Source organism: Bacillus infantis, assembly GCF_050107595.1.
GTDB lineage: Bacteria > Bacillota > Bacilli > Bacillales > Cytobacillaceae > Bacillus_AB > Bacillus_AB infantis_C.
In genome coordinates, this window is sequence record NZ_JBNILH010000006.1 from 73,705 (window position 1) to 90,594 (window position 16,890).

The following is a 16,890-nucleotide window of genomic DNA, read 5'->3' on the forward strand; positions in this document are numbered from 1 at the left end:
GGTCCCTCGGCCCAAAAGAGCCAAGGGACCTGTCCCCCTTGGCTCATTTTGCACAAATTATAAAACTATCAAGTGACATTTCATTATCACTGCTTTGATTCATCAGTTCATAATAGCTGTTGACTAAGGTCTGGACCATTTCAGGTGCTTTTAAGAATTCAGGCCGGATGCTGTTCGCAAAATCTTTTTCCCATTTGGCATCCTGCAGATAGAACGCATCAACAGTCAAATGATCCTCAACTGTAAATCCTGCCTCCTTCAGCAGCTCCTGGATACGGGATTTATGGAACAAATTCTGGATATTCCCCTCGTTGTCTATAAAACTGGAATATAAAGCGAGAATGGATGCAGCACAGAAATGGGCACGCTGGTCCATTTTTGTAAAATCCAGGTCCCACTCTGCAAAACATACCCTTTTTGCCAGCTGGCGCAGTCTGGTGAAAGTCCGGAGTAAATCCCCCGGATGCTTAAAGTACCAGGAGCAATGAGACAGAACTGCCACATCAAAAGGAGCCACCCCTGTAAAGCTATCAAGATCGGTTTCAAAGTGAAAAGAAATCCGGCCTCCTAAGGAGGATTTTTTAATTCTTTCTGCAGCTTGTTCCAAAGTGAACGGAGCTCCATAATCCGGACTGGCAACATCCATCGCCACAACAAATCCGTCATTCCCTACTGCATCTGCAAGAGCCGCCGTTGTGTCTCCTTGTCCGCAGCCTGCCTCGAGCACACGCATGCCTTCCTTGATCTGAAAGGCCGCAGCCAGATCAAGCCGGTGCTGCAGCTGGATCTGCTGTACAGTATCTTCTTCAAAGAGTTTATATTTCCTGATAAAGGATTGAGTCATTTCATTAGTCTCAAATTTTGTCATTCAGCTGCCTCCTAGAGGCCATGGGGACAGACCCCCCGGCCCAATTTCAAAAAAAAGCCACGGGGTCTGTCCCCTTGGTTCTACCCTTGGTTTTATAAAACGAGCCAAGGGGCCTGTCCCCTTGGCTCCCTTGGTTTTTTTAATAAATAGTTGGCACCATTCCTCCATCCATACGGATGGGGGAGCCTTTAAATGCATTTGCATAGGGACTGCATACAAATGCAGCTAGTCGACCTATTTCTATCGGTCTGATAAATCGCTGTAATTCAGATTGGGGCAGGTTTAAATTCATGAATTTTTTCTCTTTATCCGAGAAACTCATATCCTCATTTGGGTAGATCCCCTCAATTATTTGATGCACATTTTCAGAGAGTGTTGGCCCTGGCATGATGGTATTGACTGTGACTTCCGTACCTTTTGTTAATTTAGATAAGCTTTTAGATAATGATAATACCATTGATTTTGTCATACAATACTGCGGCATCTGTCCAGAAGGCATAACTGCTTCCTCGCTTGCAATAAAGATAACACGGCCAAAGCCATTGTTCAGCATTTTCGGTAAATAAAATTTAGATAATCCATTTGCGGCAAGAACATTAGTCCGAAAGTACTTTTCCCAAATCTCATCGTCGACATCTTCATATTCCATGATTTCGTATATACCCATATTGTTAACCAAAATATCAATATGGGGGTACTTTCTAAACAAGGCTTCTCTTTGATTGCGATCCACTATGTCGGCTGCTGCATTCCCGGGAGAGGTATCCGGAAAATCCAACTTCATTTCATTCACAACTCGTTCTACCTCTTCACCGCTTCTTCCATTGATCAGTACATTAACCCCTTCTTTGGCAAGTTCAATAGCAATTGCTTTTCCAATGCCTCTGGTGGAGCCTGTAACTAAAGCCGTTTTATTTTTTAGACCCATGTCCATTAATTTTCCCCCTGCTTGTAAATCGTGTTAAATAGAAAAGGTTAATGTATTGAGTTTGCCCCCATATGCTCATTACGCCAATTTGAAGGAGTATCTCCTTCCCAAAGGCGAAAGGCACGGTAGAACGCATTTTGATCTTCGTAGCCAACCAGGAATGCCACTTCTTTAATATCTAAAGAAGGGTTTGATAGGTATTTCCGCGCCTGATTGTGCCGAACTTCTGCCAGCAGATGATTGAACCTTGTACCTTCTTCCGTTAGCCGGCGCTGTAGGGTACGATCACTCATTCCCAGTTCGCTCGCGACAGTATGAATGTCGGGACGCCCATCTGCTAAGCTGCGTTCGATGATCCACTTAACCACTTCGGTGTTTGAGCGGCTGCGCTGCTCTTCGTTCAATGATTGATCCAATACAGGCGTCAAAGCTTCCAGCAATTCTAAGTTATACGAGATAAAAGGGAGGTCCAGATCTTTTCGATGCAGGGTTAAACGGTTCCTATCTGCTCCGATCCGGATACTGCAGCCGAAATAAGCTTCAAGCTCGTTTACGTTGCCCATTGGGTGCGAAAATTCAACGAATCCCGCAGTCAAAGGTTTACCTGTGCCTCTTCTCCCTAACTCTAGAAGAAATGATAATGTAATGCCTGCCAGCATCGGAGGACCAGTTTCCCCGGTATGCTGCCATTCCAAATCGATATGGCAATACTCGCCTTCCTCAGTGACTCGTAAGCTTTCGGGAGGACACAGCTGCTTATACCGGACCATTCGTTTTAGTGCCTCGCGGTAATCACGAGCATGGTAGGTCGCTAAAATCGCCGGTGGATAATGAGACGTTTCAAAGACTGTTGTAAGTTTGATGATTCCTTTCGCAATATCGTCAACCATGTCTGAATATGCCTGCCAGATTGCAAAATACTGAGCAGCAGTAACAACTGGTTCATTCAAAATAGTGAGCGGCACTCGTGCTTTTCGAACCACATCTTGTGCGGAAATCCCTAATTGCTGTAATCCAGCCCAAAACCCTGCCGGCATTTTTATTCGGGTAAGAGATGTCATAATCGTCCCTCCTTTAGCCATCTGCACATTTGCAAAATTCAAATACCGTTTCAGCTTGTTTAACAGAACAGATATTATATTACCATCCTTAACCTGTCCTGTGACTAGCCAATAGCGACATTCCACTTGCAAACCGCGTCAAATTTCAAACCTTTGATTAATATTGAATTCAAATTGAAAGTCCACTGGGACAGTGCCCTCGACCGCCTCAAAAAGAACCAAGGGACCTGTCCCCTTGGTTCTCCAAAAAAGGGCCAAGGGGTCTGTCCCCCTGGCCCTCCCCCTGGCCCTCGCTCGCTCCGCCCCGCCACAAAAAAGAGCCAAGGTACCTGTCCCCCTGGCTCAAACCTTAATATTACGCCCCTTCCACTTCACCGAATGGAATATGTTCACACGGATGAAGGAGTAGAGATAGATTCCTGCGAAGAACAGGAATAATATTGGGTAGAAAGGGAAGATTACCCATCTGAAGTTGCCGACCCTGCGGGCAAACCATGCTGTTTGGATACTATAGAGGATATACAATATTCCGCTGAATATCATGGCGGCAGGGTTCCATTCTGTAATGGAAGAGATCAATGCTCCGGCAGCGATGAAACTGCCAGCGATCCAGAAGATGACCATCAGCATGACGGCTGGATGAGTAGATTTGCTGCCGACGGCAAAGCTTTTGCACCAGCCCTCGATAAGGCTGCCCAAGCCTTCCGGGTACATGCGCAAGGAGATAATCCCTTTGCCGCCGAGGCAGCGGACCGGGAGATCATGCTCCAGAAATGCCTCTCCCAGTGCCAGGTCGTCCATGATGGCTCCCTCGATTTTTTTATGCCCTCCGCTCAAAAAGTAATCGTCCCGATTACAAAGAATGCATGGCCCGAATGAGCCGGCGGTTTTAAATTTCGACCCCCAGATTGTAAATAGATTCATCCCCGCCACGACAATGATGTTAAATACAACGGAGAGGTGTTCATACAAGCGCTCAACGGTATGAAAGGGCTGTAATGCCAATATGCCCCGTGCTCCCTTCCCCTGATAGAAATGCAGCAGATTTCTCAGTCCATCCGCACTGGTGAATCTCGTATCTGCGTCTAAAAATAACAACCAGTTTCCTTTAGCGTGTTCAGCACCCTGCCAGCAGGCGGATGATTTACCTGAGCCAGCATTCTGCAGAACCCTGGCACCATAGCTTTCCGCAACAGCCCTGGTATTGTCAGATGAATCGTCATCAATGACCAGAATTTCAAAATATCTGAAGCGCTGCTCCTGCAATGATTGGAGAAGCGGTGGAATCCTGCCTTCTTCATTTCTCGCAGGAATAATGATGGACAAAAACGGGAGACTCTCTTTAAGCCTGGAGGAGAAAACAGGGACCGGCAAAGACCAGAACATCATAATGCCAACGATAAATGCCAGAAATCCAACAGCAAGATTAATTGCTTCTGCAGCTGCCATACCTGCCTCCTTCCTCTGCGTGCCGGCACACAGCTTTTATGATCCCCTGCAAGTCCTTATTTCGCTGAGTAATCATACAGAATGCCTGTATCGTCCTGAATCAGTTCCTGTGCGGTGATCCTGGCGGAGAGCAGCACGATCGGGACACCGGCGCCGGGATGTGTGCTGCTTCCGGTAAAGTATAGATTTTCACAAGTGCTGGCCTTGCTTTGCGGACGATAGTGGTTGCTTTGTTTCAAAATGGGCTGCAAGCCGAACGTGGCACCATTATAGGCATTGAATTTCGACTCGAAATCCTGTGGTGTTGTATACGTTTCAGTGACAATCTCATTTTCGATATTTTCAAAGCCGCGGATTTTTTTCAACTCACTCAAGATGTAGCCTCGATAATATGAAATGGTTTCCTCGTCCCATTCATAGTCTGCTGTAGATTTGTCGGAGACGGGCATCAGGATATACAATCCATCCTTCCCCTCGGGTGCAAGGGAGGGATCCATTTTTGAAGCGATATATACATAAAAGGAGGCATTCTCCAGTTTCTTTCCGGAAAAAATGTCCTCCAGATTCTTATTAAGATTTTCGTTGAAAATAAAATTATGTACATGGTCGATTTCTTCATATTTGCGGTCCATGCCGAGATATAAAAGAAAACATGAACAAGAGTATTTCATGCTGTCGATTTTTTTATCGGTATATTTCCCTTTGGCGGCCGTGTCTTTCACCAGGTGCTTCATCGCATGCGGGAAGTCAGCATTGCAGACAACATAATCTGATGAAACCTTTTGGCCATCCACGATTATTCCGTCTGCCTGGCCATTTTGAATGGATATTTCCTGCACATCCCTGCCATAGTGAATGGTTCCTCCCAGTTCCCCGAAGAGCCTCTCCATGGCCAGGGCCATCGTATACATACCGCCTTTAATAAACCATACTCCATACAAAAATTGAATCATCGGGATCATGGTGTAAAAAGAAGGGCTTTTAAGAGGGGAAATGCCTATGTACAATGTTTGAAAACTGATCAGCTGTTTCAGCCGTTCATTCTTAATATATTTTCCTATGAACGTTTCGGCAGTGTCATATGGTTTCAGTTTCAAGGCTTTCTTCAGCATCGGGAGGTTATAAAAATCAGACCTTTTGCGGAATGGCCTTTGAAGAATATGATGCTTCGCGATGACAAAGCGCTTGTAAATTTCCTGCAGATACTGAAAAAAGCCTGCCGTGTCATCTTCGCTGATCGATTCAATCATCTTTGTCAATTTGGTAAGGTCTGATGAGATATCAAAAGGCTGGTCGGGAATATCACTGAAATAAGCCCGGTAAATCGGGTCCAGCTTTTCCATTGGAATATAATCATCCGGATCGCGGCCGCACAGTTCGAATATTTCCTGATATAAATCCGGCATCATGACGATGCTTGGCCCCAGATCAAATTTATAGCCATCCAGATCAATCCGGTTCATTTTGCCGCCGGGTGTCTGTCCTTTTTCATATATCTCCACCTGGTATCCTGCATGCTGCAGCCTTATGGCAGTGGCAAGCCCGGCTACACCCGCGCCGATGACAATAACTTTCTTACTCATGTAAATCCCTCATTTCCAAACAAAATTCCGCTTCATTTCTTAGCAAGCCTTGAAGCAATGGCAGTCATGCGCCCCCGATTGTAGCGCTGGACAACAATAATGGGAAGGTTGAAACCAAGGGCATACAGAATCATTGCCCAGCCCGCCCCTGCTGGATTCCACAAGAAGAACAGCGGGGCAGGCAGGATGGAAAGCCAATGTGTCAATTCAGCGCGCTTTGTTTCCGCAGCAAAGATTGCCAAGTCCCCCGGCCCAATGCCATGCAGCTCCTTTTTACTGTATCCTTTTTTGAGAAAAATGGTGCCATCTATAAGATAGCCTTTCCATGTTTTTACCCGGAATAAACGCTGCCACAATTCTCCGGATCTTTCCCAGGAGAAAATCTGAAACCAGAAGGTGTCTTTTAAAAACCAGGATAAAGGCAGCTTCAGGCAAATGGCCGAGATGGACAGGTGGAAAAATGTCCATGCAATCATATCCAAGACAATAATCCAATATAAAGGAAGCGAAACAATCATTACAGCAGCCATTTCCTTAACTTTTTCAAAGCTTTCATATTTTGGTCAGAATACGGCGGAAACTTACCTTGAAAGTGAATGTAATGATAGGTTTTGTATTCTGTTTTTTCATAACTGAAAGCCAGAAAGCCCGCTTTGCCGTGATAAGCACCGTATCCGCTTCTTCCAACCCCGCCGAATGCGATATGCGGACTCGCGGCATGGTGGATCACCTGATTGACGCTGATGGTTGGCGACCGCATATGCTCCTTGAACAGCTGAATGTCTTCCTTGTTCTTAGTGAATATATACCCCGTAAGTGCATCACGCTGAATGCTGCCGCTGGATAATAACGTCCTCATGTCTGTATAAGGAATGACAGGAAGGACCGGTCCGAAAATTTCTTCCTCCAGGATCGGGCTTCCAGGTTTTATATCCGTTACAACGGTCGGTGCAATGAACCGGTCGGCGCGATCATAGGACCCGCCATGCCGGACATCACCCTGTCCGATAAAATCAACCACCTTCTCAAAGTGTGAATCTGTACAGATTCGCCCATAATCACCGTTTGCCTGTGGATGCTCTCCGTAAAAAGCGGAGATTGAAGCGGAAATTTCATTCAGCGTTTTTTCAAAAATGGACTCCTGGATAAAAAGAGTGTCCGGTGCAATACAGGTTTGCCCCGCATTAAGGAACTTACCCCAGACAATTTCCCTGATGGCCTCTTTTGAAAGCCCTGATTCATCAATGATGCACGGATTTTTCCCGCCGAGTTCGAGTATTACCGGAGTGAGCTGTCTGGCTGCCTGCTCTGCCACAGCTTTTCCTGTCTGGCTGCTGCCTGTAAAAAAGATCAGGTCAAAAGGGGCTGCGGTCAGCAGGCTCGCGGTCTGAGCATCTCCAGTCACAACAAGCAGATGCTCGGGAGGAAAGGCATCATTGATGATTTCTTTCAGCAGCTCAGCAGTTGCCGGTGCATGTTCAGATGGTTTGATCACACTGCGGTTTCCTGCGGCGATTGCACCAATGGCAGGCATCAGGGTAAGCTGGAGCGGGTAATTCCACGAACCGATGATGAGGACACTCCCATATGGCTGCCGCTTTCTTTTAACCGCTTCCACATATCCCAACTTAAGATAGCGGGATCGGGATTCCCGGTTCCATTTCGCTATATGCTTGCATACATGATCGATCTCGTTCAATAAAACGGCAATCTCAGATGAAAAGGCTTCGAAAGCCGGTTTTCCCAAATCTGCATGAAGGGCCTTGATCAATGCCTCTTCATTCTCCACAAGCATGCTTTTCAGCTTCAAAAGCTGTTTTTTGCGCGCTTCAAGTGAGGGGCTCCCCTCCGAAAACAAGTCCTCCCTCTGCCTTTCCGGCAATGATTCCAGAGATTGTCTGTCATTGTCAGGCATGGGAAGAATCCCGCTGAACAATTTTCTTGCCTACGAGCTGGCCGCTTAAGGTGACCATAGGCATACCGCCGCCTGGATTCACGGTTCCGCCGACAAAATACAGATTGTTATAGCGTTCACTCTGTTTTGGGTGCTTGAATCCTTTATTTTTCTTGCGGTCTGATACTGTTCCATAGATGGCACCACGGTCAGAGCCATACATCCGCCTGATATCCTCTGGTGTCCATACATCCTTTGTGACGATATTTTCCCGCAGATCGTGCAGGCCCATTCTTTCCAGTTTAATCAGAACCCGCTCAGCGAATTGCTCATAGTCCTGCTGCGTAAAAGGCTTCTGATCCCGGATATATGGAATATGGGGCAGCACCTTAATATTTTCATGTCCGTCAGGTGCCTGCGAAGGATCTGTTTTATTGACGTTGACTAAATAAATGACAGGGTCTTCCGGCAGTTCATGCTTATGAAAGATCGATTGCATTTGCTGCTTCATATTTTCTGCGAAAAAGAAATTATGATGGCGCAGCTGCGGATAGCTCTTTTTCACGCCCAAATGCATGACGAGGCCGGAACTGGCCGGCTCGAATTTTTTCTTTAATTTTTTTACATAAGAACTGTCTTCCTCCAGCAATCGTTCATATACCGGTATGACTTCCATATTGGAAACAAAATAATCGGCGGTCAGTACGGTTCCGTCTTCCATAACGGCTCCTGTAATTTCGCCGTTCTTTTTTTCAAGCTTGACGATCTTCCTGCCGAGGTGGAACTTCACACCCACTTCTTCAGCCAGCTTCACCAGGCCGCCTGCCAGATTGTGCAGTCCGCCGGGTACATACCAGACTCCCTGGTCATGCTGCATATAGATCATCATATTCAAAACCGCCGGTGCATCATAAGGGGACGAACCTACATACTTGATAAAATAGGAAAGCATATCGCGGAACTGTTCATTGCTGATCCGCTTATCAATGGCTCCATGAACAGTAGAAAATAGATCAAAGTTCCTCAATGCAGTGAACAGACCCGTATGCTTCATGATTTCTCTCGTCGTATCAACGCCATGCTGGAAATAGGTTTTATCTGTCAGATCATAAATCCGTTTCGAATAGTTAAGCAGATTTTGATATTCCTGCATGTCCTTTTCACTCAAGGATGCGTTCTTCTCTTGCATTTCCTTCAGATCTTCATACAAGTCTATGACATTTCCATCAGGGAAAAAGGAACGCCACTGATGATCCAGCTTTTCAATCGGGACATAATCCTTCATGGATTTCCCGCTGGCAGCAAACAATTTTTCAAAAATCTGCGGCATCGTCAGGATGGATGGGCCCAGATCAAATCCAAAGCCATCCTGATCGAGCCTGTTCAGCTTTCCGCCAATATGTTCATTTTTCTCATATAAGGAGACATCGTATCCGGCCTGAGCAAGTGAAATGGCAGCCGACAGACCGCCGAGTCCGCCTCCGATGACTAGTACGGTTTTATTTTTCAACTGTTAATGCATCTCCTTCCCGCAAATCAAAAACTCTTTTAACTGCAGCATTGATCTGGGCCATTTTTTCTTTTGTGACATAATTCCGTCTGGTCAGGCATTGATATCCATTGTTCCGTACAGCATCAAGTATGCCCCTGTAAACGTGGGCAGACAGATAGACGGGTATCCGGCTGTCTGCATCCAGCAGTTCTATGCTGAGTAAAAATTCGTTATATAAGGCTTCGGCACGTGTAGCAAGCTTCTCCCATAAGCTGATGAACTGTTCATTGATTAAGCCTTTATGTAAATCATTCTGTGTATATTGAAAATGATTCATTTCTTCTCCGGGCAGATAGATGCGTTTTTTCTCATGGTAATCCTCGCCAACATCACGCAGAATATTGGTTATTTGCATGGCCACGCCAAGACTTATTACAGTTGGATGCAAATTTGCTGCAGGTTTTGAAGCGATTATAGGCAGAAGCATTAAACCGACAGAACCGGCTACATAGTAGCTGTATCTTTCCAGTTCCTTCATTGTGTTCGGGGTGGTAAATGATAAATCCATGGATTGACCGGTCAGCTGGTCATAAAATGGGCTGATATCCATTTCATATGTATTGAATACATGTCTGAGCGCGCGCCATAACGGTTTGTCCAATTCAGCATGATCTTTGAACAAGTCCAGTTCTTTCTTTAATTGTCTCAGCAGCTGTACTTTCTTCTTGGATGAATGTTTTCCATCTGCACATTCATCTGCGGTCCTGCAAAAAGCATAGATGGCATATACGGCATTTGCTTTTTCACGGGGCAGCTGTGAAAAGGCGTAATAAAAGCTTTTGGAATGTTTTTTTATGATTCTTTCACAATAATCAAAATCCGCTTGCCTTTGCTCTTTGTCCATATTCATCTCCTTTGGATCTGTTTTCAAGATCAGTGAAATATGTTAACCGCCGATTTCCCTTTTTCCGCTGATGCGTCTGCACCCTTAAAATTATTTTATACCCTGATATTTCCCTGCAAAAACTTGAATGTGCTGAAGAACACATTAAGGTGAGATGCTTATTTCAATATGATTCAGCCGCCGCTTTGATTTTCCGTGCGATCAGCTCCCAAGCTTCTTCTGCCCTTTCTTTTGGGCCATTATGAGTAAAAGCATGTCTGCAGTCCCGGAACAGCTCCTCTTGAACGTTCACCCCGGCTGCTTTTAACTTCTCAGCATAACATTCGGCTTCCGGCCTGAAAGCATCGTACTCCGCTATGAGAATAAGGGCAGGAGCCAAACGGCCGCTCACCTCAGCACGGACAGGGGAAGCGTGGGGATGCTCTGCTTGTTCTTTGCCAGGTACATAGCACATGTTTAAAAAATGGGCCGCCTGCGGATATCTGGCACGCCATTTATCCGGTTCCGGTTTCTCTGCATGCGGGGTAACAAAATCCAGCATTGGGCAGGACAGCACTTGGAGGATCGGCTGGCTGTCCCCTCTTTCTTCCATGCTGAGACAGAGGGCTGCCGCTAGATTTGCCCCTGAACTTTGTCCTCCAACCATGATCTTGTCCGCATCGATATTTAAATCCCCGGCGTTTTTCTTTATCCATTGCATCACTTCATAGCATTGTTCAATCGGCTTCGGAAAAGGGTATTCCGGTGCTTTTGCATAATCCACATTAATAACAGCACATTTTGCCTGATTGGCCAGGTAGCGGCAATAAGGATCATCCATCTCTTTTTCATTCATGATGAACGCTCCGCCATGGAAGTTGATATAGACAGGAAAGCTTTCCTGCTCTGATTCCAGAGGATAATATATAGAAATGCCGGCAGGCTGAACAGAGGTTTCTACCAGCACATCTTTTTTCATTTTTACCTGCTGCTGGGGAATCATAGGTTTCTTTTTCGCTTGATTAGGAAGAAGCCGCAGCATTTTTGCAACCATAACAGTGAACATAAGGATAACCTCACTTTTTAACATTTTAGCTGGAATGATATGCATTTATACCTGATTGCTCCAGCAGTGGTATTGATTATAAATCCACCGGTTTTTCCGGATCTCTTTTTCATTTTTCTTCATTCCCGTTTTTGCTTCCGGATAATAGTAAGTACTATTTTTCTATAAAACTATTCCACGAAAAGAAGCATAACCCTGCCTTGGAGTTACGCCTGTTATTTGTGTGATTGAAGGAAACCTTTTCATCTAATAAATGATTGCACGAAATAATTTTGAACCAGTAAGAAAATCCCCCATGCTGCGATCCCCATTATAATTGCCAAAGGCAGCTGGATTGCATGTTTGAAGGCAGCATAAATGACAAGCAGCATGATGATTGTGGCAGGGAGGCCAGACAGAACACCCAGAGTGAATCGAGTGACATTCTGTGCAGATTCCCCCTGGACAGACAGCCAGATGATACTCAGCAGACTGACCAGCGGCAAGGCCGCGATCATGCCTCCATAGACCGGGAACCTCCTTGCCAATTCCGTGATGATGCCAATAATTGCTGCAGAGCTTAAAATTTTTATGAACATATACATTTATTTGGATGCCTCACTCAGCAGCTTAAACGCATTGAAAATCTGCTGCCTTTCTTCTGCAGACAGTTTTTCGAATGCTGCCCTCAGTTTTTCCCCGTCCAGTTCTGTATTCTTTTTAAGCATCCTCTTGCCTGATTCTGTGAGGTGCAAATACACCTTTCGCTGGTCCTTTTCGTCCCGCTCTTTATAAAGCCATCCGCCCGCTGTCAGCTTTTTCACATGCTCCGAAGCTGTATTATGTGAAATGGACAGCAGCGAAGCAATATCGCGGATCATGACGGATTGTCTTTTATCTACCATTTGCAGAATGCGTACGCTTTGGTGAGAAATGGGCTCTTGCTGTTCAGGGTGAAGATGGAAATATATATCGGTAAAATATTCATTGATTTGATCAATCATCTTATTCCCCCAATTTAAATCGTTATAGACGATTATATCGTATATAACGATATAATAACACAGAAAAATACCTGACTGCCATGCAATCAGGTTCCCTAAACTATCTTACAGCTGTCCGGGCCGGTTCAAAAAACTCTTCATAAAGCGCTTTGACAGCCCTACTTTCATCATTTTCTTTTACACCGAACATCATGCTCACCTCAGATGAGCCCTGGTTGATCATCTCTATATTTACCTTCGCTGCAGCCAGCGCCTTTGAAGCCCTGGCCATCGTGCCTACATTATGCCTCATCCCTTCGCCGACAACCATAATGAGGGCAAGATCGTGTTCAATGACCACTTCGTCTGCCTCCAGCTCTTCCTTGATCCTTGCCGCTATTTGTTCCTCAGCAGCTTGATCAAATTGGTGCTGCCTTAGAATAATGGAAAGATCATCGATGCCTGAAGGAGTATGTTCATAGGACAAGCCAAAATCCTCGAGGATCTGCAGGATTTTGCGGCCAAAGCCGATTTCCCGGTTCATTAGATATTTGCTTACATAGATACTGCAGAATCCTTTATCACTGGCAATTCCGATGACCGGCCCGTTTGTATTGTCCCTTTCTCCCACAATCCTGGTGCCGGGGGCCTCCGGATTATTGGTATTTTTCACATTAACGGTGATGCCAGCCTTGTAAGCCGGTATCAGCGCTTCATCGTGGAATACAGAAAACCCTGCATAAGACAGCTCCCGCATTTCCCTATATGTAAGCTCCCTGATTTCCTTCGGCGAACTTACCGTGTGGGGATTCACCGAATAGACAGCATCCACATCGGTGAAATTTTCATAAAGCTCCGCTTCAATGCCATTTGCCAATATCGATCCGGTAATATCCGAACCGCTCCTTGAAAAAGTAAGAACATCGCCTTGCTTGCTGTAGCCAAAAAAGCCGGGAAAAATAATGATGCCTTTGCGCTCCCGCAATGACTTTAAATGGAAGTAGGCCTCAGGAAGCGCCCTTGCATTGCCGGGTTCATCCGTCACATAAAGCCCGGCCTCCCCCGGATTGACGTATGCCGCTTCAACTCCCCTATAGGTGAAATATTCGGCTATCAATCTCGCATTCAAATCCTCGCCGCATGCCTTTACTTTTTCAAGGAAGTATTCCGGCCGCTCTTTGCCGGAGGCCATTGTATCCAGGAGCCGGCCTCTGACTTCTTCTTCTGCATCTGCCCCAAGGCCCAGCTCTGCTGCGATCCGGCTGTACCGTTCAACAATCTTTTCCAGCTTCGGAGGCACCCCCTTATTCTCAAGGGCATATATCCCGCAGTCAATCAGCATATCTGTCACTTTCTCATCCTCCGGAAATCGCTTGCCCGGAGCTGATACAACAATGATTTTACGGCTCTCATCGGCTGCTGCAATCTCAAAGACCTTTTCGACTGCACGGCCGGAAGCAAGAGAAGAACCGCCAAACTTAACAACCTTCATTTTTACATCTCCCATAGCTGCAGTTTCCCTGCTAAAATTTAACTCTTATTATCACGCTTTAAAGCAGAAAAATCAATAGTTTTTCCTTTTGGAAAATACAAATGTTTTTTAAGGACGGACAAAAGTATGATTAGCGTTAGGGATTGCGTGAATGCAGGTATGTGCTGCACAGATTCCGATGGCGGGATACATCCCACTCCCTTTTTACCGCTGATTATGTACTCAGAACACTCCCGACATACATGACTTCCTCTTTTCCGCACCACTCATGTACCCCAAAACGCTCCCAGGATACATGACTTCCTCTTCTCCGCAGCACTCATGTACCCCAAAACGCTCCCGGGATACATGACTTCCTCTTTTCCGCACCACTCATGCACTTCAGAACACTCCCAAGATACATGACTTCCTCTTTTCCGCACCACTCATGTACCCCAAAACGCTCCCGGGATACATGACTTCCTCTTTTCCGCACCACTCATGCACTTCAGAACACTCCCGAGATACATGACATCCTCTTTTCCGCACCACTCATGTACTCCAAAACGCTCCCGGGAAACATGACTCCCTCTTCTCCACATCAATCAATTACTCCAGAGCCGATCCCGCCATACATACCTTGCCCTTCCCTCATCCTTTCATATACTTATTGCCGCCCCAGCACACCCCTTACACAAAAAAGGCCCCGGCAAAAAGCCAGAGCCTGATTCCCACTTATTTTACTAACTCTATTTAATCCAGCCCTTCGCTTTTGCCTGATTGACGGCTTCAATCCGGTTGGCGGCCCCAAGCTTGCCAATGATTTCGGACATATAGTTTCGGACTGTTCCGTGCGATAAATACAGCTGTGAGGCAATCTGGGCCATTGTATGCCCTGCGGCAGCCGATTCAAGTATTTCGGTTTCCCTTGGGGTGAGCGGGCTTTTTTCCTCCCACATGGCAAGGGAAAGCTCCGGTGAAATCATTCTGTTGCCGGCATGCACCCGGCGGACTGCCTCTGCCAGGTCCCTGCTCGGGGTATCTTTGAGCAGATAGCCGCCCACTCCAGCTGCAATCGCACGCTGGAAATAGCCTGGCCGCGCAAATGTAGTGAGAATGATCACCCTGCAGGATGAACCGGAATCCTTCAGCGCCTCTGCCACCTCCAGCCCGGTCATCAGCGGCATTTCAATATCTACGATTAATACATCAGGCTGGTGCTTTTCGACGAGCTCCAGGGTTTCCCTGCCATTTTCCCCCTGTGCAGCCACTTCAATATCTTCCTCCAGCTCCAAAAGAGAGGCGAGTGCGCCTAGCAGCAGGCGCTGGTCCTCACCCAGTACAATCCTGATCATTTGCCATCTCCCCCTTTAAAATCCTTCCCTGATGACCAGCGGGATGCTCATCATTACATCCGTTCCTTTTCCTGGTGCCGAACTGATCTTGAGGCTCCCTTCTACAAGCTGGAGCCTTTCCTTCATCCCCGCAAGCCCATTTCCCGATTGCCTGGCGATCTTAGATATATCAAACCCTACTCCATTATCCCGGAGAGAGAGCTGAATTCTTTCCTCTGTTTCAGCTGCGGACAGTACACATCTGGCTGCCCTGCTGTATTTGACCATGTTGGTGATTGATTCGCGCACACACATAGCCAGAATCCTCTCCTGGAGCGGTGTCATTCCAGCCAGTGAAGGATGTGTTTCATAGATGAATTCTATGCCGGCAGCCGCACAAAGCGTCTGCGCATGCCCGATTTCCTCTTCAAGCCGGACAAGATTCATATCAGAAACAAGGTCACGCATCTCCTTCAAAGCTGTTCTCGCCGTCTGCTGGATTTCCATTGCTTCCTTCTCCGTCCTGATTGGGTCCTTGGAGGCCAGCCGGGCTGTGAGCTCGCTTTTCAGTGCGATCAAGGAAAGGGTGTGGCCGAGTGTATCATGAAGCTCCCTCGCAATCCTCTGCCTTTCCTCCTGCTGTGCCAGGCGCTCGATCTGCATATTGGCCACCTGCAGCTGCTCTGACATATCTTTGTATTTTGCAGAAGCTTTTACAACAAAAGGCAGGATGGTTCCCCCGAATAAGGGCGGGCTTATACCGGAGAGCATGAGAGGCTCGAGGTAAAGGCCCGATTGGACCATGACAGCTGCACTGGCTGCACCAAAGCATGCACACATGATATATATCGTTTTCAGCGGCAGCCTGACCAGATGATTGAGCACCAGAAAGATGAGATACAGATACAGAGGATTATAGAAAAAGCTGAATAACAGCGTCATGCCGACCATCAATGCAATGATGAGAGTTTCATAATTTCTGGACCAGTACAGATGCCTGTAAAAAAAGAGGTAGGCCAGCAGCAGGAAAAAGCCCGCTTCCCTCTTAAGCGGGGCTTCCCCAAGCATGAAATATACAGGCAGTGCAAAGTTGGCCAGATAGATATACGGCGGCCAGCCTTCCGAGGCAGGAAATAACTTTTTCCAGTAAGGATTCACTTATACCGCATCCCGTTTCTTTAGAATATAGCTTGATAGTACCATAAATAAAACCGTGCAGGCGCCAAGATAGAAAATATTTTCCAATGAGATGAGATTGCCTGACAGCACTTCCCATGCCCCATTTGCATAATGGTAGGATGGCAGCCATTTGCCGATGCTCTGCAGCCATTCCGGCAGTGCTTCCAATGGCATCCACAGCCCGCCGGCAATCGCGAGCCCCATTAGCAGGACATTTGAAATCGCAATTGCAGCATCCGCGTTCCGCATCGTGCCGACAAGGGCGCCCAGTGCCAGGAACGGGAGGCTTCCGCACAGCAGCCATATTGTACAGGCGGCCCACTGCAGGGGAGTAAGATGAAGGTCATAAACAATAGCTGCCAGCGGGAAAAGCAGCAGGATGATGAGCAGATGGATCAGCATCTGCGAGGCAACTTTGGCGCTGATCCAGGTGAAGTGGGACAAAGGTGTAAGCTGAAGCTGGCGGATCCACCCTTCCTTCCTTTCAAAAGCAAGGCGGATGCCAAACTGGGAAGTCGCCGTCCCTATCAGTGAAAAAGCGGTCATGGACATAAGTGAGTATGCCCCCCATGAAGTGTCCGCTATTTCCTTATCCGCGCCATTCAAGCTGGTGAACAGAAAGTAAAACACAAATGGCATCAAAAGGGAAAACAGCGGGAAAAATGGACTCCTGATGATCCGGAGGCTCTCTGCCTTCCATTGGGAAATAAACATCTGCAT

At 46.7% G+C, this 16,890-nt stretch carries 16 protein-coding genes; all 16 read right to left on the reverse strand.

The genetic code is table 11. The annotated features are described in order from the left end of the window. Positions 1 to 43: 43 nt before the first annotated feature. The 16 genes from ACQCVH_RS13780 to ACQCVH_RS13855 all read right to left on the reverse strand — a co-directional run bounded on the left by ACQCVH_RS13780 (position 44) and on the right by ACQCVH_RS13855 (position 16,890). On the reverse strand, positions 44 to 868 hold the full coding sequence (locus ACQCVH_RS13780; protein ID WP_426836236.1) for a class I SAM-dependent methyltransferase: 825 nt from the start codon (positions 866 to 868) through the stop codon (positions 44 to 46). Positions 869 to 1,007: 139 nt separating this feature from the next. After that, positions 1,008 to 1,802, reverse strand: a complete 795-nt coding sequence (locus tag ACQCVH_RS13785; RefSeq protein ID WP_426836237.1) for an SDR family NAD(P)-dependent oxidoreductase — start codon at positions 1,800 to 1,802, stop codon at positions 1,008 to 1,010. 41 nt (positions 1,803 to 1,843) lie between these two features. After that, the gene (locus ACQCVH_RS13790) at positions 1,844 to 2,857 is read right to left on the reverse strand and encodes a helix-turn-helix transcriptional regulator (protein WP_426836238.1); all 1,014 of its coding nucleotides are present in this window, start codon (positions 2,855 to 2,857) and stop codon (positions 1,844 to 1,846) included. A 342-nt stretch (positions 2,858 to 3,199) separates the two neighbouring features. Continuing rightward, positions 3,200 to 4,306, reverse strand: coding sequence for a glycosyltransferase (locus ACQCVH_RS13795; protein ID WP_426836239.1), 1,107 nt, complete (start codon positions 4,304 to 4,306; stop codon positions 3,200 to 3,202). A 56-nt stretch (positions 4,307 to 4,362) separates the two neighbouring features. Then, positions 4,363 to 5,889, reverse strand: coding sequence for a phytoene desaturase family protein (locus tag ACQCVH_RS13800; RefSeq protein ID WP_426836240.1), 1,527 nt, complete (start codon positions 5,887 to 5,889; stop codon positions 4,363 to 4,365). Positions 5,890 to 5,921: 32 nt separating this feature from the next. Next, positions 5,922 to 6,419 carry a glycosyl-4,4'-diaponeurosporenoate acyltransferase CrtO family protein gene (locus ACQCVH_RS13805; RefSeq protein ID WP_426836241.1) on the reverse strand — a complete coding sequence of 166 codons (498 nt, stop codon included), beginning with the start codon at positions 6,417 to 6,419 and terminating at the stop codon, positions 5,922 to 5,924. Next, on the reverse strand, positions 6,407 to 7,804 hold the full coding sequence (locus ACQCVH_RS13810; protein WP_426836242.1) for an aldehyde dehydrogenase family protein: 1,398 nt from the start codon (positions 7,802 to 7,804) through the stop codon (positions 6,407 to 6,409). The genes ACQCVH_RS13805 and ACQCVH_RS13810 overlap by 13 nt, the downstream gene beginning before the upstream one ends. Continuing rightward, a complete protein-coding gene (locus ACQCVH_RS13815) occupies positions 7,797 to 9,293 on the reverse strand; it encodes a phytoene desaturase family protein (protein ID WP_224905870.1) in 1,497 nt (498 codons plus the stop codon). Before ACQCVH_RS13815 ends, ACQCVH_RS13810 begins: the two co-directional genes overlap by 8 nt. Further along, a complete protein-coding gene (locus tag ACQCVH_RS13820) occupies positions 9,283 to 10,179 on the reverse strand; it encodes a phytoene/squalene synthase family protein (RefSeq protein ID WP_426836243.1) in 897 nt (298 codons plus the stop codon). The genes ACQCVH_RS13815 and ACQCVH_RS13820 overlap by 11 nt, the downstream gene beginning before the upstream one ends. A gap of 163 nt (positions 10,180 to 10,342) precedes the next feature. Then, on the reverse strand, positions 10,343 to 11,224 hold the full coding sequence (locus ACQCVH_RS13825) for an alpha/beta hydrolase (protein ID WP_426836244.1): 882 nt from the start codon (positions 11,222 to 11,224) through the stop codon (positions 10,343 to 10,345). 242 nt (positions 11,225 to 11,466) lie between these two features. Next, positions 11,467 to 11,808 (reverse strand): DUF3147 family protein, encoded by a 342-nt coding sequence (locus ACQCVH_RS13830; RefSeq protein WP_426836245.1) that lies wholly within the window; start codon positions 11,806 to 11,808, stop codon positions 11,467 to 11,469. Beyond that, a complete protein-coding gene (locus ACQCVH_RS13835; RefSeq protein WP_426836246.1) occupies positions 11,809 to 12,207 on the reverse strand; it encodes a MarR family winged helix-turn-helix transcriptional regulator in 399 nt (132 codons plus the stop codon). Between the two features lie 100 nt (positions 12,208 to 12,307). Further along, a complete protein-coding gene (locus ACQCVH_RS13840; protein ID WP_426836247.1) occupies positions 12,308 to 13,678 on the reverse strand; it encodes an aspartate kinase in 1,371 nt (456 codons plus the stop codon). 728 nt (positions 13,679 to 14,406) lie between these two features. After that, positions 14,407 to 15,012: a response regulator gene (locus ACQCVH_RS13845; protein ID WP_426836248.1), complete on the reverse strand. Its 606-nt coding sequence runs from the start codon at positions 15,010 to 15,012 to the stop codon at positions 14,407 to 14,409. A gap of 15 nt (positions 15,013 to 15,027) precedes the next feature. Next, positions 15,028 to 16,149, reverse strand: a complete 1,122-nt coding sequence (locus ACQCVH_RS13850) for a sensor histidine kinase (RefSeq protein ID WP_426836249.1) — start codon at positions 16,147 to 16,149, stop codon at positions 15,028 to 15,030. Further along, a complete protein-coding gene (locus ACQCVH_RS13855) occupies positions 16,150 to 16,890 on the reverse strand; it encodes an ABC transporter permease (protein ID WP_426836250.1) in 741 nt (246 codons plus the stop codon).

Bases quoted from the DNA above. Each gene is read 5' to 3' on its own strand.
- ACQCVH_RS13780 (WP_426836236.1), bottom strand. From the start codon at position 868: ATGACAAAATTTGAGACTAATGAAATGACTCAATCCTTTATCAGGAAA.
- ACQCVH_RS13785 (WP_426836237.1), bottom strand. From the start codon at position 1,802: ATGGACATGGGTCTAAAAAATAAAACGGCTTTAGTTACAGGCTCCACC.
- ACQCVH_RS13790 (WP_426836238.1), bottom strand. From the start codon at position 2,857: ATGACATCTCTTACCCGAATAAAAATGCCGGCAGGGTTTTGGGCTGGA.
- ACQCVH_RS13795 (WP_426836239.1), bottom strand. From the start codon at position 4,306: ATGGCAGCTGCAGAAGCAATTAATCTTGCTGTTGGATTTCTGGCATTT.
- ACQCVH_RS13800 (WP_426836240.1), bottom strand. From the start codon at position 5,889: ATGAGTAAGAAAGTTATTGTCATCGGCGCGGGTGTAGCCGGGCTTGCC.
- ACQCVH_RS13805 (WP_426836241.1), bottom strand. From the start codon at position 6,419: ATGGCTGCTGTAATGATTGTTTCGCTTCCTTTATATTGGATTATTGTC.
- ACQCVH_RS13810 (WP_426836242.1), bottom strand. From the start codon at position 7,804: ATGCCTGACAATGACAGACAATCTCTGGAATCATTGCCGGAAAGGCAG.
- ACQCVH_RS13820 (WP_426836243.1), bottom strand. From the start codon at position 10,179: ATGGACAAAGAGCAAAGGCAAGCGGATTTTGATTATTGTGAAAGAATC.
- ACQCVH_RS13825 (WP_426836244.1), bottom strand. From the start codon at position 11,224: ATGTTCACTGTTATGGTTGCAAAAATGCTGCGGCTTCTTCCTAATCAA.
- ACQCVH_RS13830 (WP_426836245.1), bottom strand. From the start codon at position 11,808: ATGTATATGTTCATAAAAATTTTAAGCTCTGCAGCAATTATTGGCATC.
- ACQCVH_RS13835 (WP_426836246.1), bottom strand. From the start codon at position 12,207: ATGATTGATCAAATCAATGAATATTTTACCGATATATATTTCCATCTT.
- ACQCVH_RS13840 (WP_426836247.1), bottom strand. From the start codon at position 13,678: ATGAAGGTTGTTAAGTTTGGCGGTTCTTCTCTTGCTTCCGGCCGTGCA.
- ACQCVH_RS13845 (WP_426836248.1), bottom strand. From the start codon at position 15,012: ATGATCAGGATTGTACTGGGTGAGGACCAGCGCCTGCTGCTAGGCGCA.
- ACQCVH_RS13855 (WP_426836250.1), bottom strand. From the start codon at position 16,890: ATGCAGATGTTTATTTCCCAATGGAAGGCAGAGAGCCTCCGGATCATC.